Origin of the sequence: Kitasatospora sp. NPDC058406 (genome assembly GCF_042722765.1) — a bacterium.
GTDB lineage: Bacteria > Actinomycetota > Actinomycetes > Streptomycetales > Streptomycetaceae > Kitasatospora.
The window spans coordinates 1-18276 of sequence record NZ_JBHXKE010000204.1; the positions used below are offsets into that span (position 1 = coordinate 1).

The window sequence follows — 18276 nt, forward strand, 5'->3', positions numbered from 1 at the left end:
ACCCCGGGTTGACCCCGCCGGCCGCGGTGATGCCGGCCGGGCGCAGCAGCACCTTGACGGTGAGCAGGAGGATCCGCACGTCGAGCCGGAGCGATCGGTGCTGCACGTACCAGAGGTCGAGTTCGATCCGCTGGGGCCAGGTGATCGAGTTGCGGCCCTGGACCTGCGCCCAGCCGGTGAGGCCGGGGCGGACGTCGAGCCGGCCGCGCTGGCGGCGGGAGTAGTGGACGACCTGCTCGGGCAGCGTGGGCCGGGGCCCGATCACGCCCATCTCGCCGCGTGCGACGTTCCACAGCTGCGGCAGCTCGTCCAGGCTGGTCCTGCGGAGCAGCTCGCCGAGCCCGGTGATCCGCGGCGCGTCCTCCTCTTCGGGGAACCGCCTGTCCCGCATGGTGCGGAACTTGAGGATCTGGAACTCCTCGCCGCGCAGCCCGGTCCTGGTCTGCCGGAAGAGCACCGGTCCGCCGGTGGTGCAGCGGATCAGCAGGGCGATCACCAGGCCGAGCGGGATCGCGACGATCCCGGCCAGGACGGTGACCGCGAGGTCCCCCCCTCGCTTCATGACGGTCCTTCCCCCTGATGCGGTGTGGTGGGCGGGCCGGCTCAGCCGACCGTCCAGGGCAGTCCCCTGGCGCGGGCGACGGCCGCGTAGGTCTCCAGCGAGACGGCTGCCACGGCGCGCTGGTCGAAGCGCTCCGTGGCGCGGCGCCGGACGGCGGCGCCGAGCCGGTCGCGCAGGCCGGGCTCGGTGAGGAGGCGGTCCAGCGCGTGGGTGAGGGCCGGGGCGTCCCCGGGCGGGGCGAGGAGCAGGTGCTCGTCGTGGGTGCCGATCTCGCGGCAGCCGCGGATGTCGCTGAGCACCATCGGCAGGCCGCCGGCGGCGGCCTCCATGGCGGAGCGGGAGAACCCCTCCCGGTAGGAGGGGAGCACGAAGACGTCCAGGGCGGCGTAGACCGCGGGCATGTCGCTGCGCGGGCCCGGGAAGTCGACCCCGGACTCGGCGCCGAGGGCGTCCGGCTTGTCCGGGTCGTCCGGTCCGATCCAGACGAACCGGGCCTTGCCGGCCAGCGCGCGGGCGGCCTCGGCGTACTCGCGGATGCCCTTCTCGGCGACCCGTCGACCGACCCCGCCGACCAGCAACTCGTCCGGTCCGACCCCGAGTTCGGCCCGCAGTCGGCCCCGGATGCGGGCGCGGTCACCCGGGTCGGTGGCGAACCGGGTGAGGTCGACGCCGTTGCCGACCACCCGCGAGCGGCGGGCCGGGACGGCGCGGGCCAGCGTACGGCGGTCCTCGCCGTTCTGGTACAGCTCGGCGTGCGAGAAACGGGCCGCGAAGGACTCGGCACCGAGCACGAAGGCCCGCTTGGCGAGCGGGTCGTGGGCCTGCGCCCAGAGCCCGTGGCAGGTGTTGACGACCACCGGGACGCGGGCGAGCCGGCCCAGCACGCGACCGAGCACACCGGTCTTCGGGTTGTGGGTGTGCAGCACGTCCGGGCGGATCCGGTCCAGCACGGCGAGCAGCTCGCGGGCGGCGGCGGCGTCGGCGCGCGGCTGCCAGGCCCGGGTGAGCGCGTGCAGCGGCTCGTGCCGCACCCCGATCGCCTCCAGGTCGGCGACGTACGGGCCGGGCGCGCTGATCCCGTAGGTCGCGAACCCGGCCTCCAGGTCGACCTTCAGCTCGGTGGCGAGCAGGAGGTGGAGGCTCATGTCGACGGTGGTGAGGTGCGCGACGCGCAGCGGGCGGCCACCGGGGCCGCGCAGGCGCGGGAAGGGCAGGCCCTCAGGCACGGGCGCCCACCGCCTTCGCGGTGGCGACGATCCGGGCGTAGGCGCGCTCGGGGATCAGCCGGCCGTAGAGCTTGGCGCGGAAGAAGTCGATGGGGTCGGTGCGGCGGACGGGCACCCGGCGCAGCCGGACCGGGTCGACGCCGGGTACGTTGCGGCCGACCTCGCCGGTCGCGGCGGTCCGGAACCGCGCCCGCAGGGCCGGTTCCATGGGAGGGACGGGCACGCCCCAGGTGTAGGCGTAGTGCCGGGGGCGGACGCCGAGGTGTTCCTCGACGTCGTCGTTGCAGGCGTCGAGCTCGCCGGTGGAGAGCAGTTCGGGGCGGGCGTGGCTGCGGGTGTGGTTGGCGACCGTGCAGAGTCCGGAGGCGGTCATCTCGCGCAACTGGTCCCAGCTGAGGGCGGGGGCGCCGGTGGTCCTCGCCGTCGAGCCCGCCCAGCGCATCTCGCCGCCGACGTGGCCGCTGGCCAGGTAGATCGTGAACGGGAGGCGGCGCTCGCGAAGCAGCGGCCAGGCGTTCTGGTACACGTCGGCGAAGCCGTCGTCGAAGGTGAGGACGGCGCCGGGGGTGCGGCGCCCGGCCTCGATCCGGTCGGTCGCCTCGTCCAGGGACACCACCCGGCCGGGCGGCAGCTCGGCGAGCAGGTCGGCCTGGGCCGTGAACTCCGCGGTGGTGACGTCCAGCTCGTCCGGGCTGCCTCCGCCGACGCGGTGGTAGATCAGGACGGTGGCCCCCTCGCCGGGGCTCGCTCCGACCAGGCGTGCCAGCTGGCGCTTCACCTGGATCCGGATCCCCCCGGTGGCCGGGGCCGTTCCGGGCACGGCGGTGCCGCTCATCGTTCCCCCCTCTGCGACACCCTCCCCGGCGTCGGCAAATGGCCTCGCACCCGGGCCGGTCGGCGGCCCGGACGAGAATCACAGTAGGGGGAACTGTGGGGCTGGTGCCCTGGAATTGTGAAAGAAGCGAGAAGGAGCTGACAGATGGGCCGAAACCGGCCGATCTGACCGGTTGGGCTCGATCGGGCGTTCACCCTGCGATCGGGTTTGTCCGGGCTCGTTCCCGGGAAGATCAGACGGTCGCGCGGCGACGGTGGCGGAAGAGCGCGAACCCGATCCGGCCGAGCAGCAGGACGCCGGCCGCGAGGCAGCCCGCCACCGCCATCGCCCACGCCGGACCGTCACTGTCCGGAACCGCGACGGCCACCACGATGCCCAGCGCGAGACAGGCCAGGCCGACCAGGGCCAGCGGCACCTGGTGGGTGACCAGCGCGCCTCCGTGCCAGAACCGGTCCATCCGGGTCGCGCCGTGCGGGTGGACGTGATCACGTTCCGCGTCTGCCATGAGCCCAAGGTACCCCGGTGCGGCGGCGGAGGCAGCACGCAGGACGTCATTTCCCGGACACGCTGCGCGACGATCACGCGCGCCGGCCGGCCGGCTCCCCCCACCCGGCAGCGGCTCCCCATTCCGGCTGTCCCCGGTCGGTTCCCCCACACTCCGGTGCACCGTCCGGGGCACGCCCCGAGCGTGCAATCCGGCCTCGTTCCCGCCGGGTTTCCGATCGCCGAAAAAACCTGGACTGTCCGGTACAACCATCAACGCGCCGTACCTGTCTCCATTACATTGAGCGATCCAGGAGCCGTCCGCGGTGCGGGTTGGGAGTCCCCGCCGTGGACCGGAGATACCCAGGGGGCGGAGCCGCCGTGCCCTGGAGTCGGAGGCCGGGCTCCGTCCTCCGGCGGTACCGCCACGCCGCATCGGCGACCGAGGGGGAACCGTGCCGCAGTCCCAGTCCACGACATCGACCTCCAGTTCCATGGCCCGGACCGCGGCCACGGTCAGGGCCCGCCCGGGCCTGCGACCGCTGCCGCCGGCCGGCACCCCGGCCACCGGGCGGACATCCGTGGGGCGGAAACCCACAGGCCCCGTAGCCGTGCCGACGCCCGTGGCCGTTCCGGTCGCCGGGCCCGCCGCCACCTCGCCGACCGACGGGCAGCCGGTCGCCGGGCAGGCACGCGCGGGCCAGGCGCTCGCGGGTGAGGCGTTCACCGGCCAACCGCTCGGCGGGCAGTCGCTCACCGGCCCGGCCGCGGGCCGGAGCCTGCGGCCCGTGCCGCGGCCCGCACCCCTCCCGGTGCCGCGCCCGGCCCGGGGCGCCGACGCCGCTTGTCCGGCGGACGCACGCGGGGCGTGGCTCCGCTTCGCGCCCGTCCAGCCGCTGTTCCGGGCCCGGGCCGCGCAGCGGCTCGCCGTGCTGGCCTACCACGGCGTGACCGACCCCCGTTCCTTCGGCGACCAGCTGGACCGGCTGCGAAGACTCGCCACACCCGTCTCGCTGGCCGCCGTGCAGCAGGCCGTCGCCGAACGGCGTCCGCTGCCCGCCCGCAGCGTGCTGGTGACCTTCGACGACGCCGACCGCAGCGTCCTCACCCACGCGCTGCCCGCCCTCCACGAGCGCGGCATCCCGGCCGCCGCCTTCGTGATCTCCGAACTGATCGGGACGGAGAAGCCGTTCTGGTGGCACGAGGCCGACTTCCTCGCCCGGCACGGCGGGCGCGCCCGGTCACTCGACTGCGGACACCCCTCCCAGTTGCTCCGCCGGCTCAAGGCGATGCCGGACCCGGACCGCCGGCGCAGCCTCCAGGAACTGCGGGTCAGCGCCGACCGCCGACCGCCCGGCCAGGACCAGCTCACGCCCGCCGACCTGCTCGCGCTCCGCGAGGGCGGCGTCGCGATCGGCAACCACACCCAGGGGCACCCGTGCCTCGGGCGCTGCGACGACGCCACCGTCCGGGCCGAGATCACCGGCGCCCACGAGGCCCTCACCCGCTGGCTCGGCGAGCCGCCGACCGCATTCGCCTACCCGGACGGCGGCCACGACCCGCGCGCCGAAACCGTCCTGCAGGAACTCGGCTACCGGCTCGGTTTCCTCTCCGACCACCGTCTCGGCCCCCGCCTCCCCAACCACCCGCTCCAGATCAGCCGCCTCCAGGTGGACTCCACGACGAGTACGCGCAGGTTCGACACGATCCTGTCCGGCCTCGAACCGGCCTACCGCCGCTGGCGCGGCCAGGCCGCCTGACGCCCGTCCGTTCGCCCTCACCCGCCCTCACCCGCCCTCGCGCACCCTCCCGCACAGGAAGTCGGCCCGTCCGACTTCCTGTGCCCGCCGGGAACCACGCGGCTGGAGCAGAGCTCGCCGCCCACCCCACCGCGGTCCACGCCCACGCCGGCCCACACCCGTAGGCCCACGCCCGGCGGCTGCGGCCGGACGGCCCGTCCGAGCAGCACGGGAGCCCCGGACGCCCCGAACGCCCCAGGATTCACGTGCGCACACCGGCGCGCAGGAAGTCGGCCCGTCCGACGTCCTGCGCACGGGCGCGGCGGGGTCAGACGGTCAGGGAACCGAGCAGGAGGGCTCTGGGGTAGCCGAGGGCGGCGGCGGGGAGCACGGCGGGGGCTCCCGCGTGGAGGACGGTGAGGGTGCCCGCGCCCTGACGGGTCGGGTCGGCGACGCGGCGCAGGGCCTGGGCGGCGACGGGCTCGGCCGAGCCGTGCAGGGTGAGCCCCGGAGCGGCCGTCGGGGCGACGGCGTCCCGGATCCGGTCGGCGACCAGCTCGTAGTGGGTGCAGCCGAGGACGACCGCGGCCGTGCCGGCGGGGGTGCGCTCGGCCGCGGCGGCGATCGCGGAGGTGATCGCCGCGTCGTCACCGTGCTCGATCGCGTCGGCCAGGCCCGGGCAGGCGACCTCGGTGACGGCCGCCGCCCCGGCGAAGTCGCGGATCAGGTTCCGCTGGTAGGCACTGCCGGTGGTGGCGGGGGTCGCCCAGATGGCGACCGGGCCGCCGAGGGCGGCGGCCGGCTTGATCGCCGGGACGGTACCGACGACCGGGAGGCCGGGTTCGAGTTCGGCGCGGAGCGCGGCGAGCGCGTGGACCGAGGCGGTGTTGCAGGCGACGACCAGCACGTCCGGCCGGTGCGCCGCGGCCGCCCGCGCGCAGCCGAGGGCGAGCGCGGTCACCTCCTCGGGCGTACGCGGGCCCCAGGGCATCGAGGCGGGGTCGGAGGAGAGCACCAGGTCGGCGTCCGGACGCAGCGTCCGTAGCGCGGCGGCGGCGGCCAGCAGGCCGATTCCCGAGTCCATCAGTGCGATCTTCACGGGTCAAGACTTTAGTCGATGCCCCCCGCCGGGCCCCTGGTGCGGCAGACTGCGCGGGTGACCGTCCTGCTGTGGATCGCTGCGCTCTCCCTGCTGGTCTGGCTCTGGCTGGCGGGCTGCCACGGGTTGTTCTGGCGTACCGACGTGCGGCTTCCGCCGCGCCGTCCGCCCGCGCGCTGGCCGCAGGTCGCGGTGGTGGTGCCGGCCCGGGACGAGGCCGAGGTGCTGCCGGTGAGCCTGCCGAGCCTGCTGGCGCAGAAGTATCCGGGGCGGGCCCGGGTGATCCTGGTGGACGACCACAGCACGGACGGCACCGGCCGGCTCGCGGCCGGGCTGGCCGCGCCGGAGGGGCTGGAGCTGACGGTGACCACGCCTCCCCCGCTGCCGCCGGGGTGGACGGGCAAGCTGTGGGCGCTGCGGCACGGCGTCGACCTGGCCGGGCCGGACGCCGAGTACCTGCTGCTGACCGACGCGGACATCGCGCACGGCCCGGAGTCGCTGGCCGAGCTCGTGGCCGCCGCCGAGAGCAACCGGCTGGACCTCGTCTCGCAGATGGCCCGGTTGCGGGTGGAGACGGGGTGGGAGCGGCTGATCGTGCCGGCGTTCGTGTACTTCTTCGCCCAGCTCTACCCGTTCCGGTGGAGCAACCGGCCCGGCTCCCGGACGGCCGCGGCTGCGGGCGGCTGCTCGCTGGTGCGGCGGGAGGCGCTGGAGCGGGCGGGCGGGGTGGCGGCGATCCGGGGAGCGGTGATCGACGACGTGTCGCTGGCGCGGGCGGTGAAGGCGTCCGGCGGACGGACCTGGCTGGGCCTGGCCGAGCAGGTGGACAGCGTGCGGCCCTACCCGCGGCTGGCGCAGCTGTGGCGGATGGTGTCGCGCAGCGCGTACGCCCAGCTGCGGCACTCGCCGCTGCTGCTGCTCGGCACGGTGCTCGGTCTGGCGCTGGTGTACCTGGTGCCGCCCCTCGCCTGCGTGGCCGGTCTCGTGACCGGCGCGTGGCCGGTGGCGGCGGTCGGCGGGGCGGCGTGGGCGCTGATGACGGGGACCTTCCTGCCGATGCTCCGGTACTACCGGCAGCCGGCGCCGGCTGCCCTGCTGCTGCCGTTCACGGCGGCGCTCTACCTGCTGATGACGGTGGACTCGGCGGTGCAGCACTGGCGGGGCAGGGGGGCCGCCTGGAAAGGCCGGACGTACTGAGCGCGGCTGCGGCAGACTGGCCGGATGGACCGTCGGACGATCTCCCGCCTCGCGCACGCCCACCACCCGATCGCCGCACCGGTCGCCGACGAGTCGGTGGCCCGGCTGCTGGCGCGGGCGACGGCGTGCACCGAGCACGGCCGGGCCCTCGACCTGGGGTGCGGCGAGGGCGGCTGGCTGATCCGTACGCTGACCGCGCGGACCGGCTGGGAGGCGGTCGGGGTGGATCTGGACGCGGCGGCGCTGACCCGCGCCCGGCAGACGGCGGAGGCGCTCGGCGTGCAGCGGCGGCTCGGCCTGCACCACCTGGACGCCCGGGAGTTCACCGATCCCGCGGGGTTCGACCTGGTGCTGAACGTCGGTGCCACGCATGCGTTCGGCGGGCTGCTGCCGACGCTGGACGCCGCCCGGGAACACCTGGCGCCGGGCGGCCGGGTGCTGGTCGGCGAGGGGTTCTGGGAGCGTGAGCCGGACCGGCCCGCGCTGGACGGGCTGGGTGCGGACCGGGACGACTACGCGGACCTGGGGACCACCGTCGACCGGGTGACGGCGGACGGCTGGACACCGGTGTTCGGGTACGTGAGCAGCCGCCAGGAGTGGGACGACTACGAGTTCTCCTGGACGGGCGCGCTGGCCGAGTGGGCGCTGGACCATGCGGACCATCCGGACGCGGAGGCCGCCCGGGCCGCGGCCGACCTGCACCGCGCCGAGTGGCTGCACGGCTACCGGGGGACGCTCGGCTTCGTGACGCTGCTGCTGCGCCGGGGCTGAGCGGTCCCCGCGGACGCCCGGGCGGGCTGCCACGGGTCCGGGTCCGGGGTGCGGCGGCAGGGGTCGTGCGGCGGGCGGGGTGGTGCGGCCGGATCCAGGTGGCCGGCTCCCGACGCGCGGCTCCCGGGCCGCCCGCACCCCCTCCGGCTACTTCTGGGTACGGGCGAGGAAGTCGTCGATCAGCGGGGCGATCTCCGGAAGCTTCTCCTCCAGCGCGAAGTGCCCGGTGTCCAGGACGTGCAGTTCGGCGTCGGGCAGGTCGCGCAGGTAGGCGCGGGCGCCGGGCTCGGTGAAGAACAGGTCGTTGCGGCCCCAGACGATCAGCGTGGGCGGGCGGTGCGTGCGCAGCCACTCCTGCCAGACGGGATAGAGCGCGACGTTGGAGTGGTAGTCGAGGGCGAGTTCGACCTGGATGTCCTTGCGGCCGGGCAGGTCGAGGGCGTGCTGGTCGAGCGTCCAGCCGTCGGGGGCGACCAGCTCCGGGTCACCGGTGCCGCCCTCGTACTGGGCGCGGGTGATCTCCAGGGTGAGGATGGCGCGGGCGCGTTCGGCGGCCCCTTCGACGCCGGGCCGGTTGGCGATGAACTCCCGCGCCTGGTCGGAGAGTCCCTCTTCGTAGGCGTTGCCGTTCTGGACGACCAGGCCGGTGACCCACTCGGGGTGCCGGGTGGCGAGCCGGAGGCCGACCGGGGCGCCGAAGTCGAAGACGTAGAGCGCGAACCGGTCGAGGCCGAGGGTCCGGCAGAAGCCCTCGACCACGTCGGCCAGGGTGTCGAAGCGGTAGTCGAACGCGCCGGGGGCGGGGCTTTCGCTGTGACCGAAGCCCGGGTAGTCGGGGGCGATCAGCCGGTAGCGGGTGCCGAGCGCGTCGAACAGCCGGCGGAACTGGTGCGAGGCGGACGGGAAGCCGTGCAGCAGCAGGAGGACGGGGGCGTCGGCCGGTCCGGTCTCCCGGTAGAAGACGCGCAGACCGTCGACGTCGACGTGGCGGTGGTGGATGTGCGGGATCGTCAGCTCGCTCATGCTAACCATTAAACACCGCTGAATCAGTTAGGTAAATGCCTGCCCGCACTCCGGACGGCTACCCCCGCCCCACCTCCACCTCCGCTACCGCCCCCGTCACCGCCGTCCCGCCGCCGCCCCGCCGCACCGTTCCCCCCGTCACCGGCGCAGCAGCCTGAGCCCGGCCGGCTTGGCGAACTCGAACCGGGCCATCTGCTCAAGGTCCTTCAGCCAGCCGACCGCACCGCCCGGACGCGCCAGCACCCGCCCGTAGAGCTCCTCGAAGGCGGTGGTGACGCTCTCCAGCGAGAACCGGCCGACCACCCACTCCCGCCCCCAGTCGCCGAGTTCGGCCCGGCGGACCGGGTCGTCGAGCAACCCGCGCAGCTGCCCGGCCAGCGCGGCGGGCTCCCGCGAGCCGTCACCGAAGCCGTACATGCAGCGGGAGGCGTGCGGTTCGACCAGCGGCCCCGGCTCGTGCACGGCGGTGTAGCCGGCCGCGCCGTGCACCACCACCGGCTTGCCGAAGGCCAGGCCGCGCAGCGCCGAACCGCCCATCCCGAGGACGACGTCCCCGGCCTGGTAGGCCGGCCGGGGATCGGCCAACTGGCCCGGGACCAGGACGGCTTCACGGCCGAGCGCCTCGTTGGCCTCGGCCGCGCGGGCGCGCAGCCGCTCCAGGCTCGGCCCGGCCCCCACCACGGCCAGCCGGACCCGGGGGTCGTCCAGCAGCCGGACGGCGTCGACGGTGAGTTCGGCGCCGGCGTCCTTCTCCAGCGCGGGCACCAGGCGGGTGACGACGACCAGCAGCAACTCGTCCTGCCGGATGCCGTGTTCACGCCGGAAGGCGGCGCCGTCCGCCGCACCGGGCGCATCGGTCACGGTGTCGACCGGCGGCTCGATCAGGCTGACGTCCCGGTGGCCGAAGGCCCGGCCGTCGCCCATCAGCGCGCCCAGGCCGAGCACCAGCGGCTGGTGCCGGGGCAGGCCCCGCAGCATCCGGATGCCGTAGAAGGTGGTGACCACCGGCAGCCGGCCGTAACGGCCGGGCCCGAAGTACGCGTTGCGGGCCGCCCGGACCTCCCAGGCGTGCAGCAGCTGGCTGCCGTGCTCGGCGGCGAGCCGGCCGAGCCGTCGGCGGACCTCGGCGTGCGGGGTGTCGGGCCCGCCGGCGACGACCACGTCCAGGCCGTGCCCGGCGGCGATGTCGACCAGCGGCGCCGGGCCGGCCACTCCCTGGGCGAAGAGCACCGGCTCGTGGCCCCGTTCACGCAGGGTGCGGGCGATGTCGACCGCGTTGAGCTGGGCACCGCCCAGGGCCAGGTTGTTGAGGTGGACGAGCACCCGGACCGGTCGCACGCGTCACTCCTCCCAGCGGTGCGGGACGAACACCGGCGCGGCCAGGACCACGGCGCGCGGGGGCGAGTCCAGCATCGGCCCGAAGACGTCGAACTGGCCGACCGAGTGCCAGCTCATCAGCGTCCCGCCGTCGGTCCTGCCGATGCTGTAGACGCCGGCCCAGAGCGTGTACCGGCCGCGCGGCAGCGGCAACCGGGGTATCACGCAGGAGACCGGGTGGTCGCCGCCGGTGAGCCGGATCTCGTGGCTGATCTGGAAGATCGGGCTGGAGGTGCCCTCGCTGACGCCCAGGTGCAGGGTCGCGTCGCCGCGGTAGTCGCCGCCCAGCGTGAGCTCGACGGTCATCGGCTCGTCGGTGGTGAGGCTCTCGCGGCCCTCGCCGCGCACCCCGTGCTCGAGCAGTCGGAGCGGCTCCCCGGTCCGGCCGCCGGCCTCGGACTGCGCCTCGATCGAGTCGCGGTAGCCCGCCATCGCCTCCTTGATCCCGGCGTCCACCCGGATCGAGCCCTGCTCCAGCCAGATGCCGCGCCGGCAGATCGACTCCACCGCCGGCAGGTCGTGCGAGACGAAGACGATGGTGGTGCCCTGCTCGGCGACCTCGCGCATGCGGTCCAGGCAGCGCTGCTGGAACACCGCGTCACCGACCGCCAGCACCTCGTCCACCAGCAGGACATGGGGTTCCAGGTAGGCGGCGACGGCGAAGCCGAGGCGCATCTGCATGCCGGAGGAGTAGAACTTCACCTGCCGGTCGATGGCGCCCCCGAGCCGGGCGAACTCGACGATGTCGTCGAACCGGGTGGCCACCTCCCGCCGCCGCAGGCCGAGCAGCGCGCCGAACAGGTAGATGTTCTCCCGACCCGTCAGGTCGGGGTGGATGCCGGCCCGGATCTCGATCAGGGCGCCGATCCGCCCGCGCACGTCGATCACCCCGCCGTACGGGTACATCACCCGGGTCAGCATCTTGAGCAGGGTGGACTTGCCCGAGCCGTTGGAACCGATCAGCCCGACCGAGTCGCCCGGCTCGATGTGCATCGAGATGTCGCGCAGCGCCCAGCGCCAGTCCTCGCCCTTCTCCCCGCGCAGCCGGCGGGCCATGGAGTCGACCTTGTCCCGCAGCAGCATCCGCTGCTGGTCCGCCTTGAAGCGCTTCCACACCTGGTCGGTGCGGATGGTGCCCGGCGGGAGGTCACGGGCGGCGGCGGTCGGGCTAGGCGACATCGGCGATCCCCGTCTCCAGCTTCTTGAACAGCAGGTAGCCGCCGACCAGGAACACCACCGAGGAGACCGAGGCGATCGAGGTCAGCGTGGCGTCCGGCGCCCGGCCGTACAGCAGGGCGTTGCGGTAGCCCTCGATCACGGCACCGAGCGGGTTGAGGCCGACGTAGATCTCCTGGAGTCGCTCCGGGATCTGCGCCAGCGGGTAGGCGACCGGGGTGGCGAACACTCCCATCTGCGTGATGATCGGCAGCAGGTGCCGGACGTCGCGCAGGTAGACCACGGCCACCGAGAGGACCAGCGCCACGCCGTAGGTGAAGGCGAACTGGACGAGCAGCAGCGGCAGGACCCAGAAGAGGGTCGCCGCGGGCGCGGTCCAGAACACCAGGAAGAGCAGCCCCAGGACGGCGGTGCCGATCAGCATGTCGACGCCGGCCACCAGCATGGTGGCGAGCGGGAAGACCTCGCGCGGGCAGTACACCTTGTTCAGCAGGCTGAGGTTGTTGGCCAGGCTCAGCGCGCCCTGGTTCATCGTGTTGCTGAAGAACTGCCAGACGATCAGGCCGACGTAGGCGAACAGCGGGTACGCGGCGCCCTCGGTGTCGACGTCGACGGCCCGGCGGAAGACCAGCGTGAAGATGGCGCAGAGCGCGAGCGGGGTGAGAACCGCCCAGGCGAAGCCGAGCACCGCCTGCTTGTAGCGGGCCCGCAGGTCGCGTTCGGCCAGCGCGCGGACCAGCTCACGGGCCCCCCACAGCTCGCGGGCCACCCGGGCCGGGCGGAGCCGGCGCTTGAAGACCAGTTCGGGCGGCGGCCCCTCGGCGGCCTGCGGGTGCGCCTCGGTGTCCGCGGCCCGGCCGGCCGGCCCGTCGACGAGCTGTGCGCGTTGTCCCCCCACGGACATCTGCCCTCTCCGGTACCGGCGGTATCGAGAAGTGGGCTCGTCAGGGCGGTGCTTGACACCGCTCCGGTGCGGCCCGGCCCCCACTGTGGCACAGAGTGTGGTCGACGGGGGTCGGTTCGGTGAACGTGATCGGATCGCGGCCCGGGGGGCGGCCGAAAAGGGCGGGTCGGCCGAAATCGGCCGACCCGCCCGGGGGTTCGGGAGGCAACGCCGGGGTCAGAACCGGATCGTGCGGGGGTGGCGCTGCTGGTCCTGCGCGACGAGGTGGTCGAGGATGCCCGGCATCGCCTCGACGCCGCCGGCGTTGGTCGGGGAGGTCCGGTACTCGCCCTGCACCACGACGGTGGGCAGCTCGTTGATTCCGTACCGGACGAACAGCGCGACGGCCTCGTCCACGGCCCGCTGGACGTCCTCCGAGCGGTACACCTCGCGGAACCGCTGCGCGTCGACGCCCTGGCGCGCGGCCCAGTCGGTGGTGAGGTCCTCGGTGGTGAGGTCCTGCTCGTCGGAGTGGATCGCGCGGAACGCGGAGGACTGCAGCCGCTCGACCAGGCCGAGCCGCTCCAGCGTGTAGTACAGGCGCGCGTGACCGCGCTGCGCACCCTCCTCACGACTGCCCTGCCAGATGGCCGGCACCCGGCGCAGGTCGACGTCGGACCGGTGCTTCTCGACCCAGGCCTGGAGAGGCTGTTCGAGCTGCTGGGAGTGACCGCAGTCGTACCAGAAGAACTCGACCGCCTCGGTGCGGGCGCTCTCGCGCACCGGCTGCGGCTGGTCGAGACGGACGAACTGGGCGCCCTCGCGGGGCGGCTGGTGGGAGACGGCGCCGGCCTGCACGGGGCACGCGGCGATCCCGGTGGCGACGGCGAGCAGCAGAGTGGTTCTCAGGATCGACTTCACACGGGGCAGTGTGACGGTGACGGAACGTCATCGGCCAGTCGCCCCGGTGCGTCGGGCCGGGATTCGCCCGATCGGCGCACCCGGCCCGGCGTACCGGGACGCGTCAGCCGCGTCCTTCGTGTCCGCACACGTCGGTGAAGAGCTCCTGCCAGGCGTCCGCGACCACGTCCAGCTCGCAGTGGGCCAGCGCGTGGACGCGGGCGGCGGCGCCGAGCCCGGCGCGGTCGCCCGCCAGCACCTTGGCCAGCGCCTCGGCCAGGGCGACCGGGTCGCCCGGGGCGACCAGCGAGCCGGTGGCACCGTCCCGGACGACCGAGCGGACCCAGCCGACGTCGGTGGCGACGGCGGGCAGCCCGGCCAGCGCGGCCTCGATCAGCACCCCGGGCACGCCCTCGCTGTCGCTCGACAGCAGGACGGCGTCGGCGGCCCGGTAGAGCGGAGCCGGATCCGGGAGGGTCCCCAGGAAGTGGGCCCGGGCGGCGGCCGGGTGCCGTTCCAGGGCGGCGCGCTGCGGGCCGTCCCCGGCCACGGCGAGGCGGACGTCGGGGAGCCGGTCGAGGGCGTCGAGGGCGACGTCCAGCCGCTTCTCCCGGGAGATCGCGCCGAGCCAGGCGACCAGCAGGCCGTCCGGCGGCAGGCCGAGGGACTGCCGGGCCGCGCGCCGGTCGGCCTCGCCGTCGGCGGGCGGGTAGCGGTCGGCCGCCCGGGCGTTGGGGATGGTGCGCACGCTCGCGGCGGACAGCCCGAACCGTTCCACCAGCACCTCCCGGGCCTCGTCGGCGAGCGCGGTGACGGCCGCGGCCCGGTGCAGCAGGGCGCCGGTGCGCAGCCGGCGCACCGGACCGGCCGTCCAGTGCCGGGGGTCGCCGATGGAGACGTAGACGAAGGGGGTGCGGGTACCGGCCAGGGCGAGGGCGCAGGCGGGGAGGGTGGAGGAGCCGTGCGCGACGACGAGGTCCGCGGTGCGGGCGGCGGCGCGCAGGGCGGTGAGGGTGCGGGGGTGAAGCCGGCCGGGGCCGAGCACGGCGGTGGCCCGCGTGTCGGCGGCGTCGGGGTGGGCGTCGGGGTGCGGGGCGAGAGCGCGCAGCGCGGAGGCCTGGCCACGGCGGCGGAGTTCGCGGTGGAGGTCGCGGGCGAGGTTCTGCGCACCGCGGCGGCGAGGGTCGGTGATGAGGTGCAGGATGCGGGGGCGGGTTCCGGCCGTCCTGACCGGTGTCGCTTCGGGCATGGGAAAGACCTTGGCACAGGGCCCCGCGCGGGACGACCCCTTCGCGCAACCCGGCGGTGGTCCGCTGTTCGGCGCGGATACTCCCGGCGGGCGCCGGTCGGGCGCCGTGGTGCGCCCGGTGGGGGATCCGCGCGCCCCGCCCGGCGCCTTCGGCCGCCCCCTGCCGGTGGCGCCGCCCTCTCCCCCGGGTGGCCGCGGCCGACCGCGGGCGGCCGTCCTGACCGAATCGCTGGCGGGTACCGGTCGCGACCTGCGATGCTGAGCGGCAGTCAGGGCGTCGTCCCGGCACGGGAGACCGGGCGCGCCCAGGAGGGCGGGGGTTGGCCTGTGCATGTGCTCTATGTGATCGACAGCGTGAGCCGGGTCGGTGGGGCCGAGCAGGGCCTGGTGGCAATGGCACCCCAGTTGGTGCGGGCCGGTGTCCGCCTCGACATCGCGTACCTCAAGGACTCGACCGGCGGCTTCCAGCCGGAGCTGACCGCGGCCGGGGCCGACGTCTTCGGGGTCGGGCGGCCCTCCCGGAGCCAGACCGTCGCCGCGCTGCACCGGCTGGTCCGCGAGCGCCGCCCCGATCTGCTGCACACCACCCTGTACGAGTCGGACGTGCTCGGCCGGGCCGCCGCGCTGACCGCCCGCACGCCGGTGGTGACCAGCCTGGTCAACGCGGCGTACGGGCCCGAGCACCGCAACGCGCGCGGGCTGAGCCCGTGGAAGGTGCGGGCCGCCCAGGCGGTGGACGCGGCGACCGCGCAGGGCACCCGGCGGTTCCACGCGCTGACCCGGTACGTGGCCGGGGCGATGGCGCGCCGGCTGCGGGTGCCGTCGCAGCGGATCGACGTGGTGCCGCGCGGGCGCGACCCGGAGCGGCTGGGCATCGTGACGCCGGACCGGCGGGCCGCGGTGCGTTCGTCGCTGGAGCTGCCGCAGGACGTGCCGGTGGTGCTGGCCGCGGCCCGCCAGCAGTACCAGAAGGGTCTGGACGTGCTGCTGGAGGCGTGGCCCGCGGTGCTGCGCTCGGAGCCGGAGGCGGTGCTGCTGCTGGCCGGCAGCGAGGGCGGCGAGACGGACCGGCTGCTGGCACTGGCCGGGGCGACGCGCGGCGTGCGGTTCCTGGGGCCGCGGGACGACGTGTTCGACCTGATGGCGGCGGCCGACGCGTTGGCGGTGCCGTCGCGCTGGGAGGGCCTGGGCAGCGCGGCGATGGAGGCGATGGGTGTCGGGGTGCCGCTGGTCGCCTCCGACGTCCCGGCGCTGCGCGAGACCGTCGGCTCGGAGGACTACGCGCGGTTGGTGGCGCCGGAGCGGCCCGCCGCGCTGGCGGAGGCGCTGATCGACACGCTGGAGGACCGGGCCGCGGCGCGGGTGCGGGCGAAGGCTGCGCGGGCGCGGTTCCTGACCTCGTTCACGCTGCAGCAGGTGTCGGCCCAGATGGTCGGGTTCTACGAGCGCTCGCTGCGGCTGCGCACGGTCTGAAGGCGGTCCGGCCCGGCCCGGGGGCCGGGCCGCCCGGACCGCTCCGACCGCCCTGCGGGTGACGGACGGCCCGCCCGGAGGCTCGGGACGGGCGGACCGGCCGAGTACGGTCTGTCCGGATCCGGGCGGTCGCGGCCCGTTGTACGAGGTCTCCCGGACCAGTATCGCCAAAGCGGTTGCGCCGCACGTCGCGGCTCGGGAAGCATCGCCGGGGGGACCGGCGGGGGCGGCGGTCAGTGGGTGTCGGTACACCGCCGGGCCGGGCCGCGTCTGCGGGGAGCGCGTCGTCGGGACGTCGTCCGCGAGTCGTCAGGGGGGCGGGTTGCGACATCGTCCGAGGGATTCCACCGTGCCGGGAGCCGTCCGTTCCGGCGGCCCGGGCAGTGCCGGCGGTACCCCCACCCTCCGTACTCCCCTGCGGGAGCCGGACGGGCGCTGAACAGCACCACCGCACCATGAACGCGAGGGGATCCAACCGGTGGAACCGGCAAACCACTTCACCGTCCTGCGGCGGTACTGGCGGCTGCTCGCCGGTTGCACGCTCGCCGCACTCGTCGTCGGCTGGCTGCTGGCCCCCGCCGGCGACGCGGTGGACAACGCCAGATGGAAGTGCAAGGTCGCCATCACGCCGGTCGCGGGGGCCGGCGACACCGTGCGGGCCGACCAGGTGCTCTCCTACGCCCAGGGGGCCGACGTCGCCACGGCCACCGCCAGACAGCTCGGCATCACGGACGCCGCCGAGGTGATCGCCCGCCGGACGGTCACCGCGGACAGCGCCCAGATGCTGACCATCGCCACCACCGGGCCGACCCGGCAGTCCTGCTCCGACCTGGCCACCGCCTACTCGGCCGCGATCATCAAGGGCTACAGCGACGAGTCGGCCCGCAGCTCCTCCGAGACCATCAAGAAGCTCCAGGCGCAGGCGGACGAGCAGCAGCGGCAGCTGAACGAGATCCAGCAGCAGTACACCCGGTCCTCGGCCGCCGACCAGCCCAAGCTCCAGCCCAAGCTGACCGCCGCCAACACCTCGCTGACCACCACCCTCACCTCGATCAGCAAACTGCAGAACGCCGCCCAGACCGACGCCATCCAGCAGTGGGGCAGCATCGACGCCCGGCAGGGGGCGAGCAACCTGCTCTCCTCCCCCAGCCGGGGCGTGCGGCTCGGCCTCGCGGTGGCGCTCGGGCTCGCGCTCGGCGTGGTCGCCGCACTGATGCTCAGCCGGATGGACACCAGGCTCCGCACCCGCAACGCCGTCGAGGAGGCGTTCAACCTGCCGGTGATCGGCGAGGTGCCGCAACTCTCCCGCCGCCTGCGGAGGCTGCGCGAACCGCTGGTCCGCGCCCGGCCCTCCGACCCGGCCGCCGAGGCCTACCGCTCCCTGCGCTCCACCCTGCTGCTCACCGGCCCCGACTCCCTCGCCCGCCCGACGGGCGGCGACGACCGGGATCCTGCGGAGACCGTCTCGCGGCGGCTCGCCGAGCCCGCGCCGGTGGTGCTGGTCACCTCCGGCAGCAGCCTCGACGGCCGGACCATCACGACCGCCAACCTGGCCGCCGCCCTCGCCGAGACCGGCCGCGGAGTCCTGGTCCTGGACTGCGACTTCCGCAACCCCCAGCTGCACGCCCACCTCGGGGTCGGCGACGGACCGGGCATGGCCCAGCTGCTCAGCGGCGAACGGCTGGGCGAACTGGACGACCTGATCCGGCCGACCAACGTCGAAGGGGTCTCGCTGATCACCGGCGGGAACACCACGGCGTACCCGGCCGCGCTGGTGCTGCGCGCCGCCGAGGTGCTGCGCCGGGCCCGCCGGCACGCGGACGTCATCCTCATCGACACCTCCCCGCTGCTGCACGCCAACGACGCGTACGACCTGGTGCAGCACGCGGACGCGGTGCTGGTCACCGTGCGGAGCGGCAACGTCACACCCGAACAGGCCGACCGGGTGGCCGAGTTGCTCTCCCGAACCGGTGTCCCCGTGGCCGGGGTGGCGCTGCTCGGCACGTCCGGCCGGCCGTCCGGACGGCGGCGGCGCGGCACCGGGGGCGGTGCCGGCGTGCCGGCCGGACGGGGCGGGCAGCCGACCGCGGTGCCGCGGGCGGCCGGGCCGGTGGCCGAGCGCCACGGCGCGCGGCCCGGTGAACGGTCGGGAGAGCGCGGACGCGGGGACGGGCGCGGACGCGGGGACGGGCGCGGGGACGGGCGGGCCGCACCGAGCTGGGCCCGACGCGCGCCCGGCCCGGGCGGCGGACCCGGACCGGAGCACGAGTCGACGCCCGACTC

At 75.1% G+C, this 18276-nt stretch carries 15 protein-coding genes and 1 pseudogene; 5 read left to right on the forward strand and 11 right to left on the reverse strand.

Annotation, left to right across the window (positions count from 1 at the left end; translation table 11 throughout):
* The 4 genes from ACFWOG_RS30820 to ACFWOG_RS30835 form a co-directional block, all read right to left on the reverse strand.
* A partial coding sequence (locus ACFWOG_RS30820; protein ID WP_380362244.1) for a sugar transferase occupies window positions 1–562 on the reverse strand: 562 nt, incomplete at its 3' end.
* 41 nt (window positions 563–603) lie between these two features.
* On the reverse strand, window positions 604–1788 hold the full coding sequence (locus ACFWOG_RS30825) for a glycosyltransferase family 4 protein (protein ID WP_329949279.1): 1185 nt from the start codon (window positions 1786–1788) through the stop codon (window positions 604–606).
* Window positions 1781–2623: a polysaccharide deacetylase family protein gene (locus ACFWOG_RS30830; protein ID WP_329885244.1), complete on the reverse strand. Its 843-nt coding sequence runs from the start codon at window positions 2621–2623 to the stop codon at window positions 1781–1783. The genes ACFWOG_RS30825 and ACFWOG_RS30830 overlap by 8 nt, the downstream gene beginning before the upstream one ends.
* A gap of 232 nt (window positions 2624–2855) precedes the next feature.
* Window positions 2856–3128, reverse strand: coding sequence for a hypothetical protein (locus ACFWOG_RS30835; protein WP_329885245.1), 273 nt, complete (start codon window positions 3126–3128; stop codon window positions 2856–2858).
* Between the two features lie 589 nt (window positions 3129–3717).
* On the opposite strand from ACFWOG_RS30835, the gene ACFWOG_RS30840 reads away from it, so the two are divergent.
* On the forward strand, window positions 3718–4866 hold the full coding sequence (locus tag ACFWOG_RS30840; RefSeq protein WP_380362249.1) for a polysaccharide deacetylase family protein: 1149 nt from the start codon (window positions 3718–3720) through the stop codon (window positions 4864–4866).
* A gap of 307 nt (window positions 4867–5173) precedes the next feature.
* Here ACFWOG_RS30840 and ACFWOG_RS30845 read toward each other — a convergent pair whose 3' ends face one another.
* Complete coding sequence (locus tag ACFWOG_RS30845; RefSeq protein WP_355402980.1) at window positions 5174–5944, reverse strand: aspartate/glutamate racemase family protein; 771 nt, start codon at window positions 5942–5944, stop codon at window positions 5174–5176.
* A gap of 66 nt (window positions 5945–6010) precedes the next feature.
* On the opposite strand from ACFWOG_RS30845, the gene ACFWOG_RS30850 reads away from it, so the two are divergent.
* Both ACFWOG_RS30850 and ACFWOG_RS30855 read left to right on the forward strand, forming a co-directional pair.
* Window positions 6011–7141: a glycosyltransferase gene (locus tag ACFWOG_RS30850; RefSeq protein ID WP_380362263.1), complete on the forward strand. Its 1131-nt coding sequence runs from the start codon at window positions 6011–6013 to the stop codon at window positions 7139–7141.
* Window positions 7142–7165: 24 nt separating this feature from the next.
* Window positions 7166–7912 (forward strand): SAM-dependent methyltransferase, encoded by a 747-nt coding sequence (locus tag ACFWOG_RS30855; protein ID WP_380362252.1) that lies wholly within the window; start codon window positions 7166–7168, stop codon window positions 7910–7912.
* A 147-nt stretch (window positions 7913–8059) separates the two neighbouring features.
* Here ACFWOG_RS30855 and ACFWOG_RS30860 read toward each other — a convergent pair whose 3' ends face one another.
* From ACFWOG_RS30860 to ACFWOG_RS30885, 6 genes are all read right to left on the reverse strand, one after another.
* A complete protein-coding gene (locus ACFWOG_RS30860; protein ID WP_329885250.1) occupies window positions 8060–8935 on the reverse strand; it encodes an alpha/beta hydrolase in 876 nt (291 codons plus the stop codon).
* A gap of 138 nt (window positions 8936–9073) precedes the next feature.
* Window positions 9074–10273 carry a glycosyltransferase gene (locus tag ACFWOG_RS30865; RefSeq protein ID WP_329949283.1) on the reverse strand — a complete coding sequence of 400 codons (1200 nt, stop codon included), beginning with the start codon at window positions 10271–10273 and terminating at the stop codon, window positions 9074–9076.
* Window positions 10274–10276: 3 nt separating this feature from the next.
* Window positions 10277–11491, reverse strand: a complete 1215-nt coding sequence (locus ACFWOG_RS30870; RefSeq protein ID WP_329949284.1) for an ABC transporter ATP-binding protein — start codon at window positions 11489–11491, stop codon at window positions 10277–10279.
* Complete coding sequence (locus ACFWOG_RS30875; RefSeq protein WP_380362256.1) at window positions 11481–12392, reverse strand: ABC transporter permease; 912 nt, start codon at window positions 12390–12392, stop codon at window positions 11481–11483. Before ACFWOG_RS30875 ends, ACFWOG_RS30870 begins: the two co-directional genes overlap by 11 nt.
* 216 nt (window positions 12393–12608) lie before the next feature.
* A complete protein-coding gene (locus ACFWOG_RS30880) occupies window positions 12609–13292 on the reverse strand; it encodes a thiol:disulfide interchange protein DsbA/DsbL (RefSeq protein WP_329949285.1) in 684 nt (227 codons plus the stop codon).
* Between the two features lie 103 nt (window positions 13293–13395).
* On the reverse strand, window positions 13396–14520 hold the full coding sequence (locus ACFWOG_RS30885) for a glycosyltransferase family 4 protein (protein WP_329949286.1): 1125 nt from the start codon (window positions 14518–14520) through the stop codon (window positions 13396–13398).
* Between the two features lie 342 nt (window positions 14521–14862).
* On the opposite strand from ACFWOG_RS30885, the gene ACFWOG_RS30890 reads away from it, so the two are divergent.
* Window positions 14863–15993 carry a glycosyltransferase family 4 protein gene (locus ACFWOG_RS30890; RefSeq protein ID WP_380362260.1) on the forward strand — a complete coding sequence of 377 codons (1131 nt, stop codon included), beginning with the start codon at window positions 14863–14865 and terminating at the stop codon, window positions 15991–15993.
* A 478-nt stretch (window positions 15994–16471) separates the two neighbouring features.
* Window positions 16472–18276, forward strand: a pseudogene (locus ACFWOG_RS30895) (hypothetical protein); the annotation flags it as partial.

Coding starts and splice junctions, on each gene's coding strand:
- ACFWOG_RS30855 (WP_380362252.1), top strand. CDS start 7,166: ATGGACCGTCGGACGATCTCCCGCCTCGCGCACGCCCACCACCCGATC.
- ACFWOG_RS30860 (WP_329885250.1), bottom strand. CDS start 8,935: ATGAGCGAGCTGACGATCCCGCACATCCACCACCGCCACGTCGACGTC.
- ACFWOG_RS30830 (WP_329885244.1), bottom strand. CDS start 2,623: ATGAGCGGCACCGCCGTGCCCGGAACGGCCCCGGCCACCGGGGGGATC.
- ACFWOG_RS30835 (WP_329885245.1), bottom strand. CDS start 3,128: ATGGCAGACGCGGAACGTGATCACGTCCACCCGCACGGCGCGACCCGG.
- ACFWOG_RS30870 (WP_329949284.1), bottom strand. CDS start 11,491: ATGTCGCCTAGCCCGACCGCCGCCGCCCGTGACCTCCCGCCGGGCACC.
- ACFWOG_RS30885 (WP_329949286.1), bottom strand. CDS start 14,520: ATGCCCGAAGCGACACCGGTCAGGACGGCCGGAACCCGCCCCCGCATC.
- ACFWOG_RS30875 (WP_380362256.1), bottom strand. CDS start 12,392: ATGTCCGTGGGGGGACAACGCGCACAGCTCGTCGACGGGCCGGCCGGC.